Source organism: Empedobacter brevis, assembly GCF_965118635.1.
Lineage (GTDB): Bacteria > Bacteroidota > Bacteroidia > Flavobacteriales > Weeksellaceae > Empedobacter > Empedobacter brevis_A.
This window is the reverse complement of the sequence record NZ_CBCPHV010000005.1, coordinates 134,713-155,968: the sequence shown is the minus strand read 5'-3', so window position 1 is coordinate 155,968 and position 21,256 is coordinate 134,713. Positions and strand designations below refer to the sequence as shown.

At 30.6% G+C, this 21,256-nt stretch carries 22 protein-coding genes and 3 tRNA genes; 16 read left to right on the top strand and 9 right to left on the bottom strand.

Annotation, left to right across the window (positions count from 1 at the left end):
* Nucleotides 1-2: 2 nt before the first annotated feature.
* Nucleotides 3-959: an NAD-dependent epimerase/dehydratase family protein gene (locus ACMHJW_RS08630; RefSeq protein WP_413533005.1), complete on the bottom strand. Its 957-nt coding sequence runs from the start codon at nt 957-959 to the stop codon at nt 3-5.
* A 334-nt stretch (nt 960-1,293) separates the two neighbouring features.
* Between ACMHJW_RS08630 and ACMHJW_RS08625 the strand changes: the two genes are divergently transcribed.
* The 8 genes from ACMHJW_RS08625 to ACMHJW_RS08590 all read left to right on the top strand — a co-directional run bounded on the left by ACMHJW_RS08625 (nt 1,294) and on the right by ACMHJW_RS08590 (nt 10,710).
* On the top strand, nt 1,294-3,315 hold the full coding sequence (locus tag ACMHJW_RS08625; RefSeq protein WP_413533004.1) for a M13 family metallopeptidase: 2,022 nt from the start codon (nt 1,294-1,296) through the stop codon (nt 3,313-3,315).
* A 56-nt stretch (nt 3,316-3,371) separates the two neighbouring features.
* Nucleotides 3,372-3,656, top strand: a complete 285-nt coding sequence (locus ACMHJW_RS08620; RefSeq protein WP_413533003.1) for a rhodanese-like domain-containing protein — start codon at nt 3,372-3,374, stop codon at nt 3,654-3,656.
* A gap of 182 nt (nt 3,657-3,838) precedes the next feature.
* On the top strand, nt 3,839-4,405 hold the full coding sequence (locus tag ACMHJW_RS08615; protein ID WP_413533002.1) for an RNA polymerase sigma factor: 567 nt from the start codon (nt 3,839-3,841) through the stop codon (nt 4,403-4,405).
* Between the two features lie 2 nt (nt 4,406-4,407).
* Nucleotides 4,408-4,617 (top strand): hypothetical protein, encoded by a 210-nt coding sequence (locus ACMHJW_RS08610; RefSeq protein ID WP_413533001.1) that lies wholly within the window; start codon nt 4,408-4,410, stop codon nt 4,615-4,617.
* A 15-nt stretch (nt 4,618-4,632) separates the two neighbouring features.
* The gene (locus ACMHJW_RS08605) at nt 4,633-5,451 is read left to right on the top strand and encodes a mechanosensitive ion channel family protein (RefSeq protein WP_413533000.1); all 819 of its coding nucleotides are present in this window, start codon (nt 4,633-4,635) and stop codon (nt 5,449-5,451) included.
* Between the two features lie 302 nt (nt 5,452-5,753).
* Nucleotides 5,754-6,023 (top strand): 30S ribosomal protein S15, encoded by a 270-nt coding sequence (gene rpsO, locus ACMHJW_RS08600; RefSeq protein WP_413532999.1) that lies wholly within the window; start codon nt 5,754-5,756, stop codon nt 6,021-6,023.
* A gap of 138 nt (nt 6,024-6,161) precedes the next feature.
* Entirely contained in the window at nt 6,162-8,348 is a 2,187-nt protein-coding gene (locus tag ACMHJW_RS08595; protein ID WP_413532998.1) for a polyribonucleotide nucleotidyltransferase, read from the top strand.
* Between the two features lie 199 nt (nt 8,349-8,547).
* Nucleotides 8,548-10,710 carry a S46 family peptidase gene (locus ACMHJW_RS08590; RefSeq protein ID WP_413532997.1) on the top strand — a complete coding sequence of 721 codons (2,163 nt, stop codon included), beginning with the start codon at nt 8,548-8,550 and terminating at the stop codon, nt 10,708-10,710.
* 227 nt (nt 10,711-10,937) lie between these two features.
* Here the strand turns inward: ACMHJW_RS08590 and ACMHJW_RS08585 are convergent, their stop codons facing one another.
* The 4 genes from ACMHJW_RS08585 to ACMHJW_RS08570 form a co-directional block, all read right to left on the bottom strand.
* Nucleotides 10,938-11,519, bottom strand: a complete 582-nt coding sequence (locus ACMHJW_RS08585; RefSeq protein ID WP_413532996.1) for a hypothetical protein — start codon at nt 11,517-11,519, stop codon at nt 10,938-10,940.
* 189 nt (nt 11,520-11,708) lie between these two features.
* Nucleotides 11,709-11,957, bottom strand: coding sequence for a hypothetical protein (locus ACMHJW_RS08580; RefSeq protein ID WP_413532995.1), 249 nt, complete (start codon nt 11,955-11,957; stop codon nt 11,709-11,711).
* A 1-nt stretch (nt 11,958) separates the two neighbouring features.
* Nucleotides 11,959-12,333 carry a VOC family protein gene (locus ACMHJW_RS08575; protein ID WP_413532994.1) on the bottom strand — a complete coding sequence of 125 codons (375 nt, stop codon included), beginning with the start codon at nt 12,331-12,333 and terminating at the stop codon, nt 11,959-11,961.
* Nucleotides 12,334-12,494: 161 nt separating this feature from the next.
* The gene (locus ACMHJW_RS08570; protein ID WP_413532993.1) at nt 12,495-13,409 is read right to left on the bottom strand and encodes an N-acetylmuramoyl-L-alanine amidase; all 915 of its coding nucleotides are present in this window, start codon (nt 13,407-13,409) and stop codon (nt 12,495-12,497) included.
* Between the two features lie 147 nt (nt 13,410-13,556).
* Here ACMHJW_RS08570 and ACMHJW_RS08565 point away from each other — a divergent pair.
* The 3 genes from ACMHJW_RS08565 (at nt 13,557) to ACMHJW_RS08555 (ending at nt 13,847) form a co-directional block, all read left to right on the top strand.
* Nucleotides 13,557-13,640 (top strand) — tRNA-Ser (locus ACMHJW_RS08565).
* Between the two features lie 31 nt (nt 13,641-13,671).
* A tRNA-Pro gene (locus ACMHJW_RS08560) sits at nt 13,672-13,746 on the top strand.
* A gap of 27 nt (nt 13,747-13,773) precedes the next feature.
* A tRNA-Arg gene (locus tag ACMHJW_RS08555) sits at nt 13,774-13,847 on the top strand.
* An 86-nt stretch (nt 13,848-13,933) separates the two neighbouring features.
* Here the strand turns inward: ACMHJW_RS08555 and ACMHJW_RS08550 are convergent.
* The 3 genes from ACMHJW_RS08550 to ACMHJW_RS08540 are packed head-to-tail and all read right to left on the bottom strand — an operon-like array spanning nt 13,934 to nt 15,116.
* On the bottom strand, nt 13,934-14,185 hold the full coding sequence (locus ACMHJW_RS08550; protein ID WP_413532992.1) for a hypothetical protein: 252 nt from the start codon (nt 14,183-14,185) through the stop codon (nt 13,934-13,936).
* Between the two features lie 13 nt (nt 14,186-14,198).
* Entirely contained in the window at nt 14,199-14,735 is a 537-nt protein-coding gene (locus ACMHJW_RS08545) for a hypothetical protein (protein ID WP_413532991.1), read from the bottom strand.
* A 24-nt stretch (nt 14,736-14,759) separates the two neighbouring features.
* Nucleotides 14,760-15,116 (bottom strand): HIT family protein, encoded by a 357-nt coding sequence (locus tag ACMHJW_RS08540; RefSeq protein WP_413532990.1) that lies wholly within the window; start codon nt 15,114-15,116, stop codon nt 14,760-14,762.
* Nucleotides 15,117-15,180: 64 nt separating this feature from the next.
* Here ACMHJW_RS08540 and ACMHJW_RS08535 point away from each other — a divergent pair, with 64 nt between their 5' ends.
* From ACMHJW_RS08535 to ACMHJW_RS08515, 5 genes are all read left to right on the top strand, one after another.
* Nucleotides 15,181-15,579, top strand: a complete 399-nt coding sequence (locus ACMHJW_RS08535; protein WP_413532989.1) for a hypothetical protein — start codon at nt 15,181-15,183, stop codon at nt 15,577-15,579.
* Nucleotides 15,580-15,643: 64 nt separating this feature from the next.
* Entirely contained in the window at nt 15,644-16,378 is a 735-nt protein-coding gene (locus tag ACMHJW_RS08530; protein WP_413532988.1) for a lysophospholipid acyltransferase family protein, read from the top strand.
* Between the two features lie 9 nt (nt 16,379-16,387).
* Nucleotides 16,388-17,389 (top strand): acyl-ACP desaturase, encoded by a 1,002-nt coding sequence (locus ACMHJW_RS08525; protein WP_413532987.1) that lies wholly within the window; start codon nt 16,388-16,390, stop codon nt 17,387-17,389.
* A 101-nt stretch (nt 17,390-17,490) separates the two neighbouring features.
* Entirely contained in the window at nt 17,491-18,828 is a 1,338-nt protein-coding gene (locus tag ACMHJW_RS08520; protein WP_413532986.1) for a cytochrome ubiquinol oxidase subunit I, read from the top strand.
* 2 nt (nt 18,829-18,830) lie between these two features.
* Complete coding sequence (locus ACMHJW_RS08515; RefSeq protein WP_413532985.1) at nt 18,831-19,838, top strand: cytochrome d ubiquinol oxidase subunit II; 1,008 nt, start codon at nt 18,831-18,833, stop codon at nt 19,836-19,838.
* A 39-nt stretch (nt 19,839-19,877) separates the two neighbouring features.
* Here the strand turns inward: ACMHJW_RS08515 and ACMHJW_RS08510 are convergent, their stop codons facing one another.
* The gene (locus tag ACMHJW_RS08510) at nt 19,878-21,113 is read right to left on the bottom strand and encodes a GTP-binding protein (RefSeq protein WP_413532984.1); all 1,236 of its coding nucleotides are present in this window, start codon (nt 21,111-21,113) and stop codon (nt 19,878-19,880) included.
* Nucleotides 21,114-21,256: the final 143 nt, after the last annotated feature.

Sequence of the window (21,256 nt, the reverse complement as noted above, 5' to 3'; positions counted from 1 at the left end):
AATTAAGCTTTAACTAATTTTTCTTTTAAGTTTTCAATCATTGTATTTGTCATTTTATCAATGTCAAATTTAGGAGCAAATCCCCATTCCGCTTTAGCAACAGAATCATCAATAAGAGAAGGCCAAGAATCAGCAATTGCTTGACGAAAATCTGGCGCATAATCTATTGAGAAATTTGGAATATGTTTCTTTATTTCTGCAGCTAAATCTTCTGGTGCAAAACTCAAACCTCCAAGATTGTAAGATTTAAATTCTCCCAATTTTTTTGGATCAGCTGACATTAATTGTATGATTGCATCAATTGCATCGTCCATGTAAAGCATTGGTAAATATGTACCTTCTTTTAGAAAAGAAGTGTATTTTCCATCTTCTATCGCTTTGTAATAAATATCTACAGCATAATCTGTAGTTCCTCCTCCTGCAGGAGTTTTCCAAGAAATTAAACCAGGGAAGCGAACCGAACGAACATCTACATTGTGATTTTGTTGATACCATTTACACCAATATTCTCCCGCTAATTTCGAAATTCCGTAAACTGTAGAAGGTGTTTGAATTGTATTTTGTGGAGTATTTTCTTTTGGAGTGTCTGGGCCAAAAACGCCAATAGAAGAAGGCCAAAATATTTTATCGATAACTTTATCTTTCGCTAATTCTAGGAAAGTAAGTAAAGTATCCATGTTTAATTTCCAACCAAACATTGGATTTTTTTCAGCTGTACCAGAAAGTAGTGCAGCTAAATGATAAACAGTTTTTATATTATGTTTTGCAATGACTTCTTTTATTCGATCAACATTCATTACATCAATGACTTCGTAAATTCCATCATAATCAACATCTTTAGGATCACGTATGTCAGAAATAATTACATTATTTTTTCCATAAATGGTTTTTAATTTTTCGGCTAGTTCAGAACCAATTTGTCCTAAAGCGCCCGTGATCAAAATCGTATCGGTTTCCATTTTAAAAAAGTTACTTTTGTTTGTTCAAATTTAAAAATTTTCTATTAAATTTAGATATAACAAAATAATATTTAGATATTAATATAGAATTACGCTTATTTATGTTAAAAAAATATATTTTGAAACTTTTTTATAGAAAATAATTTTGTTTTATAGTCTTTCCTTTGAAAAATGAATTATTCTAAAAATATGTTTTTTATTTAAAAGTGATTAAATTCTTCAATAACATTGTCAAGTCTCAAAATTGAATGAATAATTAATTCTTTATTTACTAAATTTGTAACAAAGGTCGTATCAATTTCGACAAATCATATCAAAAATACTTAGTAGAAATATGAAAAAACAACTATTTATTGCTGCATTTGCATGTACTTCTGTTTTAGCAATTGCACAAGAATCATATCAAGCTTTTAATCCAAATTATATGGATAAGTCAGTTCGTCCACAAGATGATTTATATAATTATGTAAATGGAAATTGGATGAAAATCACAGAAATTCCTTCTGATAGAGCAAGATGGGGAAGTTTTGATGAGTTAAGAGAAAATACAGATAAGGTTACTTTACAATTGGTTAAAGATCTTATTAAAACAAAACACGCTAAAGGAACAAGCGAGCAAAAAATTGCCGATTTGTATGAAGCGTATATGAATATTGATGCGCGTAACAAAACAGCTTTAGCACCATTACAAAAATATTTCAAGCAAATTGATGCGATCAAAGATATGAAAGGTTTACAAGATTATTTAATCGATGTAGCTTCTATCGGAGAGAATCCATTTTATGGCGCTTATGTTTACACTGATTTGAAAAATAGTAAACAAAATGCTGTTTATTTAGGCGATATCGATTTGACTTTAGGTAGAACATATTATCAAAAAGAAGATGCTAAAAATACAGAAACTTTAGCGAATCTAAATAAATTTGTTGACCAATTGATGCCTTTTACAGGTTCTAAAACAAGAGATTTGAAAGGACCAAAAATTGTGGCCTTCGAAAAAATGATGGCGAAATACATCAAAACTGTAGAAGAAGATCGTGATCCAAATAAATCATACAATCCTGTAAAATTATCAGAAGTTAAAAACTTAACTAAAAATATTGATATTGAGCGTTATGTAAAAGCGTTAGGGATTAATCCTGAAACAGTAATTATTGGAGAATTAGATTATTATAAAAATTTAGATAAAGTTTTAAATCAAGAAAATTTACCGTTGATTAAAGATTATTTACGTTTCAAATTAATCAATTCTTATGCAAGTTATTCAACATCTGAATTAGATAAAATTAATTTTGATTTCTATGGAAAAACGTTATCAGGTCAAAAAGAACAACGTCCATTAGAAAAAAGAGGTTTAGCATTTGTAAATGGAGCAACAGGAGAATTATTAGGACAAATTTATGTGAAAGATAATTTTCCACCAGAAGCAAAAGAAAATGCAGAAGAATTAATTAGTTATTTATTCAAATCTTTTGATAAGCATATCAAAGAATTAGATTGGATGTCTGATGAAACAAAAGCTAAAGCTTTAGAAAAACTAAATAAATTTACAGTAAAAATCGGTTATCCTGACAAATGGAAAGATTATTCAGGATTACAAGTTAAATCTTTGTCAGAAGGAGGAAACCTAATCGAAGATGTAATGGCAATTAGTAAATGGCGCCAAGCAGAAAACTTGAAAGATTTCGGAAAACCAGTAGATAAAACACGTTGGGGAATGTCGCCACAAACTGTGAATGCATATTTTAATCCAACAAATAACGAAATCGTATTCCCAGCAGCAATTTTACAACCACCTTTCTATGATTATAGAGCAGATGCAGCTGTAAACTTTGGAGGAATCGGAGCAGTTATTGGTCACGAAATTTCTCACGGATTTGACGATTCTGGAGCTAAATTTGACGGTGATGGAAACTTAGTTAACTGGTGGACACCACAAGACGAAGAGAAATTTGCAAAAGCTACGAAAGCTTTAGCAACTCAATACGATGCATATGAACCAGTAAAAGGATCGCATGTAAATGGTACATTTACTTCAGGAGAGAATATTGGAGATTTAGGAGGAGCTTCTGTTGCTTTCGATGCATTACAAATGTATTTAAAAGATAAAGGAACTTATGCAAATATTGATGGTTATACTCCACAACAACGTTTCTTCTTATCTTGGGCAACTATTTGGAGAACAAAAGCAACTGATGAAGCTTTAGTAAACCAAGTAAAAACAGATCCACATTCACCTGGATATTACCGTTCTTTTGGACCAATCATAAATATTGATGCGTTCCATGAAGCATTTAAAACAAAACCAGGAGATAAATTATACAAAGCACCAAAAGATCGTATTAGAATTTGGTAATTATGCTGTTTGATAAGATTATTAATTGGATAAAAAATAGAAATAGAATTATAAAAATGACAACAGTTGAAGCAATAAACAATGCTAATGTTACATTAGTAGATGTTCGTGAACCTTTTGAATTGGAAATGGATGGATTTGTCCCAAATGCGATTAATATTCCATTAGGAGAAGTTCCTACAAGAGTAGAAGAATTTAAAGCAATGTCAAGACCAATTGTAATTTTTTGTAGAAGTGGTAACCGTTCTGGTCAAGCTGCGCAATATTTACAAGCTCAAGGATTAGATGAAGTTTTCAATGGAGGAGGTTTTCAAGATGTTTTAGATATTTTAGAAAAATAAACAGAAATAATCATTTATTTTATAAAAGCCGATAAATTTTTATTTATCGGCTTTTTTATATACTATTGTATATTAATTAGATAATCGTTTGTGGTAACTTTATTTAATATTTTTAGAAAAAAAAATAAAAAAATATGTGACCAAACACGAACAATTGTGTCTTAAGAAAGTAAGCAGTTAAAATGTCAAAAGATTCTATAGAAAAAATTGCAGATGACATTTTGGTGTATGAGATTGTCGAAACAAAAAATCAACATTTGTTTGGAACATTATATGATCGATATGCCCACGCGGTATATAATAAATGTTTGAGCTTTGTTGAAGATAAAGCCGAGGCGCAAGATATGACGCATGATATATTTGTTAAGTTGTTTGTAAAACTGAAAACATATCAATCAAAGTCAAAATTCTCTACTTGGTTATATTCTTTTACATATAATTTTTGTGTCAATCACGTACAACGAAAAATAAAGGAAGAAAGAAAAAAGTATTCGGTAACGGATGACTTGGTTGAAAACTATAATGATGAAATTATTGATGATAAAGAGATTTTTGAATTAAAAATAGAAAAACTTACGCAATCGCTAAAGAAATTAGATGTAGAAGAAAAATCTATATTACTAATGAAATATCAAGATGAATTTTCGATCAAAGAAATTTCAGAAACTTTAGAGATAGGAGAAAGTGCCACTAAGATGAGATTGAATCGAGCAAAAAATCGTTTATTAAAAATCTATAACACTTTATAAAAATGGAAAATCCTTTTAAGACTATGCTAGCCAATGAAGAGCTTCCAGAAACAATAAAGAAAAAAGTTATGGACGATGTTGCTCTAATTAAATTATCCTTGGAGGTCGCTGATCTGGTTTCAGTAAAATATCCAGGTACAATTGGAAACTTTTTCGGAATCGCAAAAAAGAAGTCAAATCACAAGCCGAATAAAAAAGATAAAGAAGGTTAACTATAAATAGATTATATGAATATAGGTTTAAATTTTAACTTGTTAGAAAGTTTATATCAAGAAATGGTACTCGTTTTTCCTAAAATTGTAGGAGGTATCATATTCCTTATCCTTTCGTATATCTTACTTAAGTTAATTTTGATACTAACCAAATACATTTTGAAATTATCTAAAATAGATAAATTGAAAAATGCATTAAACAACAACGAAGCATTAAAAAACTCGTCAATTGAAATAGATCCGACAAAGATAATTTTACAATTTGTAAGATTATTTATGATACTGTTAATCATCATTATCGGTTCAGATATTTTTGGTTTAACAGTTGTTTCTAACCAAATCGGACGAATAGTAGATTATCTACCACAATTTTTTAGTGCGGTTTTAATATTTGCAGGAGGATTTTATTTGGCAAATTACATCAAATCATTTTTGAGAAGTTTGATAAAATCTATTGATTTAAATGGAGCAAACATAATTAGTAATATCATTTTTTATATCATTCTGATATTTACAATTGTAACCTCATTAAATCAAGCAGGAGTTAACACAGATTTAATAACAAATAATCTTTCATTAATCTTAGGATCAATATTTTTAACACTAGCAATTGCTTTCGGATTAGGATCAAAAGATATTATTTATAGATTATTATTGTCTTTCTATACGAATAGAAATTTCGAAGTTGGACAAAGAATTATAATTGAAGACGATGTAAAAGGAGTAATCATTGCAATCAATAACATCTGTATGACAATACAAACTGCTGATGAAAAAGTTGTTTATCCAATAAAAGTAATAACGAATAAAAAAATACGAATTATAGAAGATTAATCTTACCTACCTAAACCTATTTAATAATTATTAACTAACCTATGATTAATTATTAAAACAAGCCGATTTTAACCTACCAACCAAAATCGTGAAAGCATGTCTTTTACAACTAACAAACCTATTCGATTTAGTAGAATATATTACCTATCACTTTCTATTATCTATTAAATCAAACTAAACCAAATTTTGAAAAATGACCGACTTAACCAATCGGTCATTTTTATTTTTACAAAATTTATTATTTCATATAATTAGTTGTATATTTGCAGCTCATTACATAATAATTATTAAATAATATTGGCATGTACTTAACATCAGAAGTAAAAAGCGAAATTTTCGCTAAGCATGGTAAATCTGCAACAGATACAGGATCTGCAGAAGGACAAATCGCATTATTCACTTACAGAATTAACCACTTAACTGGTCACTTGAAAAAAAATCATAAAGATTTTAATACAGAAAGATCATTAGTTATGTTAGTTGGTAAACGTAAAGCGTTATTGAACTACTTAAAGAAAAAAGATATCACAAGATACCGTGCGATTATCGCTGAATTAGGATTACGTAAGTAATTTTACGACAATATAAAAGGGCAATTACGTATAAATTGCCTTTTTTTTTGTAATAAATTAAAATAAGATATTATCTTTATACAATACGGTTGAAGCAAACGGCTTTAACTTTAGACGAATTAAATATTAAGAAGACGAATGATTCCACAGGCGATCACAGAAAAGATTACTCTTTCAGACGGAAGAGAAATCACAATTGAAACAGGGAAATTAGCTAAACAAGCTGACGGATCTGTGGTTGTACGCATGGGTGACACCATGTTATTAGCTACAGTTGTAGCAAACAAAGAAGCAAATCCAGGTGTAGATTTTTTACCTTTAACAGTAGATTATAGAGAGAAATTTTACGCAGCAGGACGTATCCCAGGAAATTTCTTCAGAAGAGAAGCAAAACCATCAGATGATGAAGTATTAACAATGCGTCTTGTAGACCGTGTTTTACGCCCAATGTTTCCAGAAGATTTCCATGCTGAGGTTCAGGTAATGATCTCACTTATTTCTTACGACAAAAATGTAATGCCAGAAGCTTTAGCTGGTTTAGCTGCATCAGCAGCCATTGCAATTACAAATATTCCTTTTACATTAATTTCAGAAGCTCGCGTTATTCGTTTGAACGGAGAATTAATGATTAATCCTTCTAAAGAACAATTAGATCAAGCAGATATCGATATTATGGTTGGTGCTTCTAAAGATTCTGTTGTTATGGTAGAAGGGGAGATGAGTGAAATTTCTGAGCGTGAGATGTTAGATGCAATTGAATTTGCTCACTCAGAAATCAAAAAACAAATTGAAGCACAAGAGAATTTAGCGGCTAAAGTAGGGAAATCTACTCCAAAACGTGAATATAATCATGAAACTCATGACGAAGAAATTCGCGAAAAAGTTTGGGCTTATGGATATGATAAATTTTATGATATCGCTAAAAATCCATCAGATAAACACGAAAGAGGTGAAAAATTTGCACAAGTTGAAGCAGATTTCTTAGCTCAATACGATGGAGATGAAGAAGAGTTAGCTCGTGTAACTCCTTTTGCTCATATTTACTTCCACGATGTACAAAAAGAAGCTGTACGTCAATTAATCTTAAACGAAGGAATTCGTTTAGATGGGCGTGATCCAAAAACGATTCGTCCAATTTGGACAGAAGTTGATTATTTACCATCAACACATGGTTCTGCAATTTTTACACGTGGAGAAACTCAAGCATTAGCTACAGTAACTTTAGGTTCATCTAAAGATGCTAATATGGTAGATGGTGTTGTAACAAACTTCGACGAAAAATTCTTTTTACATTATAATTTCCCACCATTCTCAACAGGTGAAGCTCGTCCATTAAGAGGAACTTCTCGTCGTGAAGTTGGTCACGGAAACTTAGCTCAACGTGCATTAGCACAAATGTTACCAGACGATTGTCCTTATACAGTTCGTATTGTTTCAGAAGTATTAGAATCGAATGGTTCTTCTTCAATGGCAACAGTTTGTGCAGGAACATTAGCATTAATGGATTCAGGTTTACAAATGAAAAAACCAGTTTCAGGTATTGCAATGGGATTAATCACAGATACAAAATCTGGAAAATTTACAGTATTGTCTGATATCTTAGGAGACGAAGATCACTTAGGAGATATGGACTTTAAAGTAACAGGAACTGCAGATGGTATCACTGCTTGTCAAATGGATATTAAAGTACAAGGTTTATCTATGGAAATCATGGAAACAGCTTTGTTACAAGCAAAAGAAGGTCGTGAGCATATTTTAGGTAAATTATTAGAAACTTTACCAGCACCTCGTCCACAATTGAAACCAAATGCACCAAAAGTTGTTGTCATTGAAATTCCTAAAGAATTCATTGGAGCAGTAATCGGACCTGGAGGAAAAGTAATTCAAGAATTACAAAAAGAAACGGAAACAGTTATTGCAATTACTGAGTTAGATTCAACAGGACGCGTAGAAATTAATGGTGTTATTCAAGAAAACATCGATCGCGTTGTCGAAAGAATTAAACAAATTGCTTTCGTTCCAGAAGTTGGTGAAACATATCACTCAGTTGTAAAATCTATTAAACCATTCGGAGCGTTTGTAGAGATTGCGAAAGGAGTTGAAGGTTTAGTTCATATCTCTGAATTAGAGCACAGACGTTTAGAAAAAGTTGAGGATTCTGTAAACATCGGTGATAAAATTGATGTTAAATTCTTAGGTTACGATGATAAAAAGAAAATGAAATTATCTCGTAAAGCATTATTGCCAAAACCAGAGAAAACAGAAAAACCTGCTAAACCAGCAGACAAAAAAGAGGATAAACCTCAAGTAAATAAAGAAGCTTAATTAAGTTTTATATAAAGTAAAAGTCCGAGATTTTCTCGGACTTTTTTGTTTTTAAATATTTTTGAGTTTCTTCTATAAGTAATAAAAGATGTTATTTATTCAAAATTACTCAATAAAATGTCATTAAATTCTTATTCATTAGGAGAACTTCAGATAATCAATTATTTTAGCAATTCGTAAAATTGAAGATAAACAAATAATGAAAAGAATTTTATTATCCACGCTTTTAGTGGTTATGCTTTTTCCTTTTAAAGTAAAGGCTGACGAAGGAATGTGGTTCTTGATGTTCATAGAACGTCTGAATCATCGTGATATGCAAAAACAAGGTTTACAATTAACTTCAGAAGAAATTTATAGTATCAATAATAATTCTTTAAAGGATGCTATTGTACAATTTGGTGGTGGATGTACTGCTGAAATGGTTTCTGGACAAGGTTTAGTTTTGACGAATCATCACTGTGGTTATGGTGCTATTGCAGAATTATCTGCTCCTGAACACGATTATTTGAAAGACGGTTTCTGGGCTAAAGATAAAGCTGCAGAATTAAAACCTAAAAGCTTAAAAGTACGTTTCTTCGTTCGTATGGATGATGTTTCTAAGCGTATATTAGGTGTTGTTAATGATAAAATGTCTGAATCAGATCGTGAAAAAGCGATTAATCAAGAGATTGCGAAAATTGAAAAAGAAAACAGCGAAAATGGAAAATATGTAGTTTCTGTTCGTTCGTTTTTCCAAGGTAATGAATATTATTATTTTGTTTATCAAGATTATGAAGATGTTCGTTTAGTAGGAACTCCTCCAAGTTCTATTGGTAAATATGGTGGAGATACAGATAACTGGGAATGGCCTCGCCATACCGGAGATTTCTCTATTTTCCGTGTTTATGGAGATAAAGATGGAAATCCTGCAGCTTATTCTACAAGCAATGTTCCATTACAACCAAAACATCATTTACCAGTTTCTTTAAAAGGATATCAACAAAATGATTTTGCGATGATTTTAGGTTATCCAGGTCGTACAAATCGTTGGATGCCAGCGCAAGGTGTTGCTCAGAACGTTGACTATGCATATCCAGCTTGGGTTGAAGCTTCTAAAGTAACAATGGATCAAATGAAAAAATATATGGAGCAAAATCAAAAAGTAAATATTGATTATGCTTCTAAATATGCTGGAGTTGCGAACTATTGGAAAAATCGTGATGGAATGATTGAAGCTTTGAAACTTCATGGAACTGTTGCGAAGAAAACAAAAGAAGAAGAAAAATTCAATAAATGGGCTCAAAAGTCTAAAAACAAAACTGAATATGGTGATGTTGTATCTAATTTGAATAATTATTATGCAAAAACAAATTTAGATGCTCGTCATAACAATTACATCAACATTTTATTACGTTATTCTACATTGGCAATTGCTCCTTATTCTATTGGTAAAGCATTAGAAAATTATGCAGTGGCAAATGATGCGAAACGTGACGAAATGCGTCCTCGTATCCAGAATACAATCAATGCATATTATGAAAAAATGTACTTGCCTTTAGAAAAAGATTTATTGGCAGCACAATTAAATCTTTATGCATCAAAAGCGAAGGAAGCAGGTTTAGCACCTTATGTTGCCGATTTAGCAAAACAAAATAACAATAACTTCACATCTTTTGTAAATGATGCAGTTGAAAGAAGTTTCTTTGCAGATCAAAAACAAGTTGAGAATTTCTTAATTTCTCCAGATGTTGAAGTTTTGAAAAAAGATCCTTTGTATATTTTATCAAATGCGTTAGTTGAAAGAGCTTCGAAACAAACACCTGAACAAGAGAAATTGAATGATGTTTATTCGAAAAACTTCCGTTTATTAGTAAAAGGTTTACGTGAATCAAAAATTGGAAATATTTTATATCCTGATGCAAATTCTACGTTACGTTTAACATACGGATCTATTCAAAATTTACCAAAAAGTACAAATCCAAAACGTCAACCAGATGTTGCGTCTAACTACTTTACAACATTAGAGGGAACTGTTGCTAAAAATATTCCTGGCGACGAAGAATTCGAAAATCCACAACGTTTATTAGACTTAGCAAAAGCGAAAGATTACGGACAATATGCAGATAAAGATGGCTATTTACACGTTAATTTCTTATCGAATAATGATATTACAGGTGGTAATTCTGGATCTCCAGTAATGAATGGTAAAGGAGAACTAATTGGTATTGCATTCGACGGAAATATTGAAGCAATGGCTGGTGATGTTATCTTCGATCCTAAATTACAACGTACGATTTCTGTTGATATTCGTTATGTTTTATGGGTTGTTGATAAATTTGCTGGAGCAAAACATATCGTTGATGAGATGACAATTGTAAAATAAAATTTTCAATCATCATAATTTTTAAGGCTTCCTTTTTGGAAGCCTTTTTTAGTATTATAAAAATACCTTTTACTTCTAGTGAATCAAATTATTAATCGTTTAATTGATTTAATTTGAACGATGAATCGATATTGAATAACTATATTTTATAGATGTGAGATGATTATATAAAAAAAGAAGCCTTACGTTTGTAAGGCTTCTTTATATTTATTAGATAAAAATAGTAATTATTTTTGTCCCAAATAAATTTGGAAACCTACTTTTAAACCTAATCCATTCTTAGCTTGCGCACTTGCAAAATCTGATTTAGAATAGTCATATCCAACCATTCCTTCTAATGCAACATTACGAGATATAAAGTGAGCATAACCTGCATTTATACCAAAAGCAAAAGAAGTTTCAGCGTTGCGAACATCTGTTGCTCCTGTTCCAGAGATACCTATATCACCTTGTCCAAAGAAACGACCTGTTGAGCTTGCTCCTTCAGGGAAATAGTAACGTACGAATGGTGCTACTCTATAGTTCCATACATTTTTACCTCCGTTTACAGTTTGTAAACCAGCTCCAACTCCTAGACCTACAGCAACTCCATCAGAAAGAAAGTAACCTGCTTGTGGATTAATGTTTATGTTGAAATTCTCTCCTTCAAAAGAATATCCTAAAGATCCAATAGAACCTCCTACAATCCAATTACCTTGTTTAATAGGAGTTGTACCTACGCTAGCAGATGTTTGAGGTGTTGTAATTTCTTGAGCAAATGCTGAAGTTGCAAATACTCCTAGCACTAATGTTAAAAATGCTTTTTTCATAATTTTTTGATTTTAAATATAGTTGTCATAAATTATGCCAAAAACCTTAAGGCAATGTTAATATTTTATAGAATTCCATTTTTAGATTTTATAAAAATAAGATGAATAAAAAATTACCTATAAAGATTAAAGAGAAAGTTCCACAGAAATGAATTAATCGAAACCTCAATAAAAAGGATAATGAAAGGATTATTTTTTAACAATAAAATTTCTTAAAGCTAGCCAAAAAATTAGTAAAATCATATCGATGTAAATCGTAACTTTTAACTGATCGATTTGTGAACAAAGATTTTTTCCTGTGACAGAAGAAATACAAGTTTCTATTCCATCTGTTTCATATTTTATACTTACCATTGTATTGATTATCATATAAAATACAAATGGAATAATAAGAATAATGATGGCTAAGATGATGTTATAATATCGTTTTTTTAACATATTAATCTTCGAATGTAGTTTCTATTTCTTGTCCAAATTGTAAAATGTAGCCATTGTTGTCAAAAATTGCAAACTCGCGCATATCCCAATCAAATGTTTCAATTTCGTAAACAATTTTACAATCATTTTTTACTTGATTCCATAATTCATCTACATTATCTACTAGAAAATAGAAAGATCCAGTAAAATGAGCTTGTTTAAAATCTGAATTTTCATTTGGATAAGCAAGCATAATTTCTACATTGTCCTTTTGTAAGCAAGCCCAAACCCAATCTTCGTTTTGATCAGCAATTTTGAAACCTAATTTTTTATAGAATTTTGTTGTTTTTTGTAAATCTTTTGTCCAAATAATTGGGCGCAAACTTTTAAAAGCCATAGTATATTATTTTGGCTAAAATTACTTCAAATTTTCTTAAATATACATTGAATTTTCAATGATAAACATGTTGAAAATTGATGAATATTCATCTGTAAATTTTAGTGCAAAAAAAAAAACTCCTACTTAGTAGGAGTTTCATTTTATAAATCAATGTTGATTTATGGATTATATTTTTTGTTTAATGCTTTCAAAATAGCCCAAGTTTCAGCATCTATAACACCGTCATACTTTTCTGGACGGAAATGCATCTGAAATGCTATAATTGCATTTTTTGTTTGGTTGTCAATTACACCATTTGTAGAAACATTATATCCATATTTTTTTAGATCTGTTTGCACTTGAGAGATAAAAGCTGAACTTGTTATATCCCAAGGATATTGTTGTATAAACATATATTTGTCAGCATCATCATACCAAGCACCAACACCATAGTCTGTATACAATTTTTTCCAAGGGAAAAGTGGTCCTGGATCAGGTTTTCTTCCTGGAGCAATATCTGAATGTCCTATAACATTAAAAGGAGAAATATTGTAACGTTTGATAATATCTTTTGCTAATTCTCCAACTTTTTTAATTTGGTAATCAGGATAAGGAGTGTAATTTGGATAAGCATCTGTTCCTTTGTTTCCAAGATTAACAATTTCTATCCCAATAGAAGAGAAATTTAAATTATCTAAACCTTTCCAATTGCTTACACCAGCATGCCAAGCACGTTTTGTTTCATCAACAAGAAGATTAATGGTTTTGTCATCATAATCATTAATCATATAATGTGCACTTACATTTTTTTGAGTTAATACTTTTAACGATAACTCAGTATTGATCGCGGTGTAATGTAAAACAAGAAATCGCACACGTTCATCTTGAGAGATAGATGGATAATAATCTGTTGTAACTTTGTACTTGTCAAGCTTAGCAGCTCGAGTTATTTCTGGTTGATCTGTTTTTGAATTAATAATGACTGTGTCACGAATTACTTTTGTAATAGTTTTTGGTGGAACTTTTTTCGTTGCACAACTAGCCAAAATAAAAAAACAAGAAATTGCAGAAAATACTAATCCTTTAAAATTCATTCTTTTAGTTCTAAATAGTCTTTTAAGTAGCCAAAATTAAGCCAAATATTTTAATTTTTTTTCAAAAAAGACTTGTTTTGCAATAAAAGTCAGATTATATTTGCAACCGCTTTATGAGACTAATTATAGTCTTGTTTATAAAGAGTAGGAGAGGTGCCAGAGCGGTAATGGAGCAGATTGCTAATCTGTCATCGGGAAACCGATGCCAGGGTTCGAGTCCCTGTCTCTCCGCTTTTTTTAAGTTTAAAAAAAGTACACCATTCGGGGTGTAGCGTAGCCCGGTCATCGCGCCTGCTTTGGGAGCAGGAGGTCGCAGGTTCGAATCCTGCCACCCCGACGAATTTTAGTAATAAAATTTTGGATTGGTCCAGTAGCTCAGCTGGATAGAGCAACTGCCTTCTAAGCAGTAGGTCTCAGGTTCGAATCCTGACTGGATCACAATCTTAAGAAAAACCCACACTTCTAGAAGTGTGGGTTTTTTGTTTATATCTTGTTTTAACTTTCTATTCTTTATTTTTAAGATTTTATACTAAATTTTCTTTCCCTTTTTCACTCAATTGCTTAAAGTTAATTGCTGGAATGGTTGGATTCAATTCAGATTTGAAATTGGTAACACTTGGCGTTTCAAAAAAATCTAATTCGTACAAACCATCTTCCACGAATTGACAATCATCAGTTAAAATATAAATTTTAGGAAAACTCGGCTTTCGTTCTATTTTTACCTTCTTGATGTTATTTTCATCTGTAAAAACTTCTCCTTTCTTTGTATTTGCCATATAATTATAAAGTTTATGCTCCTTTTTCTATTTTTCTATATTGAATAATTCTATTTTGTAATTCGGAACATAAAGGATTAACTAACTCAGTTTTATTTCCTTCATATTGAAAAATAAGAGTATTATTAAATCCTTCTTCTTCCCAATTGATATTAACATATTTCAATAGAGTATCAATAGTATCATATCTAGCAGTTGTATATTTACTCTCTGGACTAAATTTATATAAACTTGATAAAACTTTTTCGCTAGAAGATTTATCCTCTATTGTATAATCTTTAATATTTTTATAATCTAGTTTACCTAATTTATTATAATTAGAATCAAAAATTATTAAAGATTTCTTATCAAAGTAAATTTTTGTATTTTTAAAATTAGAAGTAATAATAGGAATACCGTTATAAAGAGTTCCTGAATTCATGAAATTTTTTGGATCATATCTGTTATCTATAATCTTTTTTTCAAAATTCTTATTTTTGTTTAGATTAATAGAATGGTTGATCATTAAAATTAGTAAAAATAATAAAGGTAATACTCCAACCCAAATCATAATAATATTTTTTATACAAATCTATTATTTATCTTGAAAAATCCAACCAAAACCATCATTTATATATCTTGGGAAAAGATGTAAATGAAAATGTCCAATATCATTAAAATAACCACCATTTTGCATAATCGAATAACCATCGATTGTATATTCTTTTTTTAGATTTAGTAATAATGATTTTGTAATATTCATTAAATGAGAAAGTTGTTTTTCATTTAGTTCATCTAAATCTAATACATGCATTTTTGGAATAATAAGAAGATGACCTTCATTAATTGGATCGATATCTAAAAAAGCAATAAATTCTTCATCTTCAAAAAGTATATCAGCTGAAATTTCTTTGCGAATTAGTTGACAAAAAATACACGTTGAATGGCTCATAAATATTGATTTTGATTATTAAACAATAATAAAATATTTCTACCTTCGTTACAAATAAAACCACGTGAAATATAAAAATCAAATCATAATTTTGTTTTTTCTTTTAGGATTAACAAGTTGTTTGCCAACCAAAACAGTTTCTATACCAAAAGTTGTAACTCCAGAAAGTACTGAATTGTCTGGCAAATGGAATATAAATGGAGATGAATACATTATTTTTGAAGATGCAACAAAAAAAATGGTGATGAAAACGACTTGCGGAATTATCACGGCAGATTATACTAAAATAGATCAAGCAATTATTTTTAATCATTTAAAAGAAGTAAATTCTGATTGCGAAATTTCTAAAAATTTGATTCAAAATTTGCAAAAAACTGCTTATTTTAAAATAAAATCACCAAATCAAATTACTTTTTATGATGAAGCTCATCAAGAAAAGTTAACTTTGAGTCTAATAAAATAAATCACAAACAAAAATTTATTATGCAAAGCATAATTTTTTATTAAATTTGTCTAAATTTCTAATGTTGAAGAAAATTTTAAGTTATCCGTTATCAATCGTATATTATTTCTTTTATGGATTAACGTTTTTGGTAATGCATGTTGTACAATGGTTAAGTTACAATATAGGAGGTTATTCTGCTCATCATCAAAGTGTAAAAGTGATGAATGGTCTTTTGGTTTTTTGGACAAAAATCTTAGGAACAACCTATACATATAAAGGACGAGAAAATTTGATACAAAATGTACCGTTGATTTTTGTAAGTAATCATCAAAGTATGTATGATATCTCTCCACTAGAATATGATTTGGCTGATTATCATCCAAAATTTATTTCGAAAATAGAGTTAGCAAAAGGGATTCCAAGTGTGTCTTATAATTTAAGGCATGGAGGTTCTGCATTAATTGATCGTAAAAACGGAAAACAAGCAATAGAAGAGATAAAAAAATTAGCGCAGTATATTCAGAAAAATAATTATTCAGCGATTATTTTTCCAGAAGGCACAAGAAGTAAAAATGGAGTACCTAAAGCTTTCAAAGAAAATGGATTGAAAGTTTTGACGAAATATGCTAAAGACGCATATATTGTTCCTGTTACATTAAACAATACATGGAAAATTGAGAAATGGGGAAAATTCCCAATGTATTTAGGAGCAAAAGTAACAATAGAATATCATAAACCACTGAAAGTGAGTGAATATAAATTTGAAGAAATATTCGAACTGACTGAAAAAGCTGTAAAAAGTAGTATAACCGCATAAAATAAATATATGTCAATAAAAAATGTTCGCCTGGAAGTAATGAAATTTCTTGAGAAAGATATTGATGCTTATATGGACAAATTCTTAGTTCCAGCTGATAAAATTTGGCAACCAACAGATTTTTTACCGAACTCTCAAACTGATTCTTTTTTTGATGAGATCAAAGAATTACAAGAGCTTTCGAAAGATTTACCAGATGATTTTTGGATAACATTGATTGGAGATACCATTACCGAAGAAGCTTTACCAACATACGAATCGTGGCTAATGCAGATGGATGGTGTTGTAGATGAAGAAGGTAATTATTTAGAAAATGGATGGGCAAAATGGATTCGTCATTGGACAGGAGAAGAAAATCGTCATGGCGATGTCTTGAATAAATTCTTGTATTTATCTGGACGTATCAACATGCGCGAGGTAGAAGTAACAACTCAACATTTGATCAATGATGGTTTTGATATCGGAACGGCACATGATCCTTATAAAAACTTTGTTTATACAAGTTTTCAAGAATTAGCAACTTATGTATCGCATAATAATGTATCGGCAATTGCAAAAAAATATGGTGCTAAAAAATTATCACGTATGTGTAAAATTATTGCAGGCGATGAAATGCGTCACCATTTAGCCTATACAGAATTTGTTCGTCGTATTTTCGAAGCTGATCCTTCAGAAATGATGTTAGCTGTTCAACATATGTTCAAGCTTAAAATTGTTATGCCAGCACATTTCTTAAGAGCATCTGGCGAAGAGAGAGGAACTTTATTTGATGCTTTTTCAGATGCTGCACAACGAATTGGTGTGTATACAGCTTTTGATTATATCGATATTATGCGAAAATTAATCGAAACATGGAAGCTAGATAAAATCTCTGGTTTGAATGCAGAGGCAGAAAAAGCTAGAGATTACATTATGAAATTCCCAGACAGAATGGATAGAATTTCTCAACGTATTGTAATTCCAGAAGATGGACCAGAATTTAAATGGTTAATTCCGGCAACAAGTAAATAGATTATATCTAATCTAAATCAAATAAAAAAGAGGCAATTTAACATTAATTGCCTCTTTTTTGTTATAAATTTGACCTGTAAAAAAATAAAAAGCAACTGCTTATGGATAATTTTATTGCGGCAAGAAGTCAGATGGCGATGTCGCTAGCCTTTCATATTGTTTTTTCGTGTATTGGAATGGTAATGCCTTTTATGATGGCAATAGCTCATTACAAATATCTAAAAACGAAGAACGAAATTTATAAGGGTTTAACCAAAGCTTGGAGTAAAGGAGTTGCAATTTTATTTGCTACAGGAGCTGTTTCAGGAACAATGCTTTCATTTGAATTGGGATTGTTATTTCCTAAATTCATGGAACACGCCGGACCGATTTTTGGAATGCCATTTTCATTAGAAGGAACTGCCTTCTTTATAGAAGCAATTGCTTTAGGTTTCTTTCTTTATGGTTGGGATAAATTCAACAAATGGTTCCATTGGATATGTGGTGTAATAGTTGGAATTAGTGGTTTAGCTTCTGGAATTTTAGTTGTAGCAGCCAATGCTTGGATGAATTCACCATCAGGTTTTGACTATGTAAACGGCGAGTATCTTAATATAGATCCTATAAAAGCGATGTTTAATGATGCATGGTTTTCTCAAGCATTGCATATGACAATTGCTGCTTTTTGTGCGACAGGATTTGCTGTTGCAGGTTTGCATGCTTATTTAATTTTGAAAGGTAAGAATGTAAATTTTCATCGAGAAGCGTTCAAAATTAGTTCTATTTTAGCTATTTCGGCAGCATTACTAGCTCCTTTAAGTGGAGATATTTCTGCGAAAGATGTTGCAAAACGTCAACCAATTAAGTTAGCTGCGATGGAAGCTCATTTCAAAACTGAAGAAAGCTCTCCGTTTGTTTTAGGCGGAATTGTGGACGAATCTAAAGAAGAAGTGAAATACGCAATAAAAATCCCAGGAGTTTTGAGTTTCTTAGTTCATGAAGATTTTAAAACACCAGTAACAGGATTAGAAGAATTTCCGAAAGACGAATGGCCGCCAGTTGCAATTGTTCATTATGCTTTTCAGACTATGATTACATTCGGAATGTTGATGATGGGGATTGCTGTAATTTATTTGATTGCACAATTTTTTAAGAAAGATTGGCGAACAAAACGATGGTTTTATAAACTGTTTATGATTGCTACTCCGTTTGGATATATTGCTTTAGAAGCAGGTTGGACAGTGACGGAAGTTGGTCGTCAACCTTGGATTATTTATGGAATTATGCGCACAGTAGATTCTATTACTCCAATGCCAGGCATTCAATATTCGTTCTATATTTTTACGTTTGTATTTATCACATTATCTATTATTTTGGTATTCTTAATGAATAGACAAATACAAATGGTTGCTAAACTTTATGATCCGGAGGATCCAAATTATAAACCAGAAAAACATTAAGTATGATTTACGTAGTAATAGCATTTTTGTGGGTTTCTATCTGTCTATATTTAATTTTAGGTGGAGCAGATTTCGGAGCAGGAATTGTTGAATTATTTTCTAAAAAAAGTTATAGAAAACGAACGCAAAATATTATGTATAATTCGATTGGCCCTATTTGGGAAGCGAATCATATGTGGTTAATCATAGCTATTGTAATTTTATTTGTAGGTTTTCCTAAAATCTATGCAGATATTTCCAATCATTTGCATATTCCTTTGGTAATTATGTTGTTAGGAATTATTGCGCGCGGAACATCTTTTACGTTTAGAAATTATGATACGATCAACGATAAATGGCATAATTTGTATGATGTTATCTTCACTTATTCTAGTTTTGTAACGCCTTTATTTTTAGGAATAATTGCAGGATCTATAGTTTCAGGAAGTATTGATAATCATGCAATTTCATTTCAAGATTCGTATATATTTTCGTGGTTATCTTGGTTTAATTTTTCGGTAGGGATTTTCACTGTTTCAATCTGTGCTTTTTTAGCTTCAGTTTATTCGATTCAAACGGTTAAAAGCAACGAAGATAAAGTCATTCTAAGAAAACGTGCAAAATATTATACAGCATTAACTTTTGTTGCTGGAGCATTAGTTTTTGCAGTTTCACTTTGGAAAAACATTCCATTATTTAGTTGGATAACTTCAGAAATTTATGGATATATCGCAATTGCGATCGCTTCAATTTCTATCATATTATTGCTTTCAGCATTGAACAAAGGAAAAGATTCTTTGTTAATTATTTATGCAGGAATAATTGTAATGATGATTTTATTTGCAGCATCTTATTCGCATTATCCAAATTTAGTTTTATTCAAAGATGGTTCTACTTTATCATTATTAGAGGATTATGGCGCATTAAGCACAATAGATATGTTAGCTTGGGCATTGTTACTCGGTTCGATATTTATTTTACCATTTTTATTTTATTTGATTTATTCATTTCATCAGAAACAAAAAATATAAATTAAAAAACCACTTCAATTATGAAGTGGTTTTTTAATTTTAATTATATTTTGCTTGCCATTCTGCAACTTCTTGATCATTCAGTAAACAAGAATTTAATTCGTTTATGATTTTTTCCTTATCTAAATCTTGACCAATAAAAACAAGTTCAATCATACGATCTCCCCATTCTTTCGACCATTTTTCATCAATTGTTTTCTGGTTGAATTGATAAGCCGCAAACTGAATTCTTTCATCATACGGCATCGAGCACCACCAAGCTCCAGCAGGATCTATTCTGATACTTCCACCAGCTTGACTTAGAAAAATAGCTTCATCAGGGCGATTTGCTAACCAAAATAAACCTTTTGATCGATAAATAGTTGGTGGAAAATTATCATTCAAATAAGTTAAAAAACGTTCTGCATGAAACGGTTTCTTTTGACGATAAACAAAAGAAGTCATTCCATATTTTTCTTCCAAATGATCGTGATGTTCATGTGTACAATGTTCTCCACATTCGTGATGATGATCATGGTGATGTTCTTCTTTTTCTTGCTCTTCCAATAATTTTACCCAAGCATCCATATCTTGAATTTTTTCGAAATCGAATAAATTAGTATTCAGTATTTCAGTTAATTCAACGTGAGAAAAACTTGCAGGAATTATTTTAGCTGAAGGATTTAATTTTGTAACAAACGTTTCGATATTCATTAACGTTTCTTCATCAACCAAATCCATTTTATTTAAAACAATCACATTAGAAAACTCAATTTGATCAATTAAAAGATTGACAATCGGACGATTATCTTCTCTGTTTTCTGTAAAACCTCGATCAAAAACATCTTCGTCTGTTCCTAAATTTTTGAAGAAGTTATAAGCATCAACTACCGTTACCAATGTATCTAATCGCGCAACTTTTGGCAAATCAATTTTACCATCGGGTGAAACAAAATCCAATGATTGTGCAATAGGACCTGGATCAGAAATTCCAGAACTTTCGATCACTAAATAATCATATTTTTCTGATTTTGCTAATTTTTCAATCTCAACGATTAAATCTTCGCGCAATTCACAACAAACACATCCATTGCTCAACTCAACCAGTTTTTCATCTGTTTGGATCAAATCATTTTCGCGAGAAACCATTTGTGCATCAATATTTATTGCGCCCATATCGTTTACGATAACAGCTACTTTTAGTCCCTTTTTGTTGTGTAATATATGATTAAGAAGTGTCGTTTTTCCGCTTCCAAGAAATCCAGAAAGTACCGTTACAGGTAGTCTATTTTTCATAATTTATGCTTAAAAATGTTTTACAAAGTTACGTTATTATGCTTCAAAATTTTATGTAGAATCATTTATAAATTTTATAATTATGTGTTAAGAATTTAATAATAGAGAGTTGTTCAAAAGATTTGTTTTATTTTTGTTTAAAA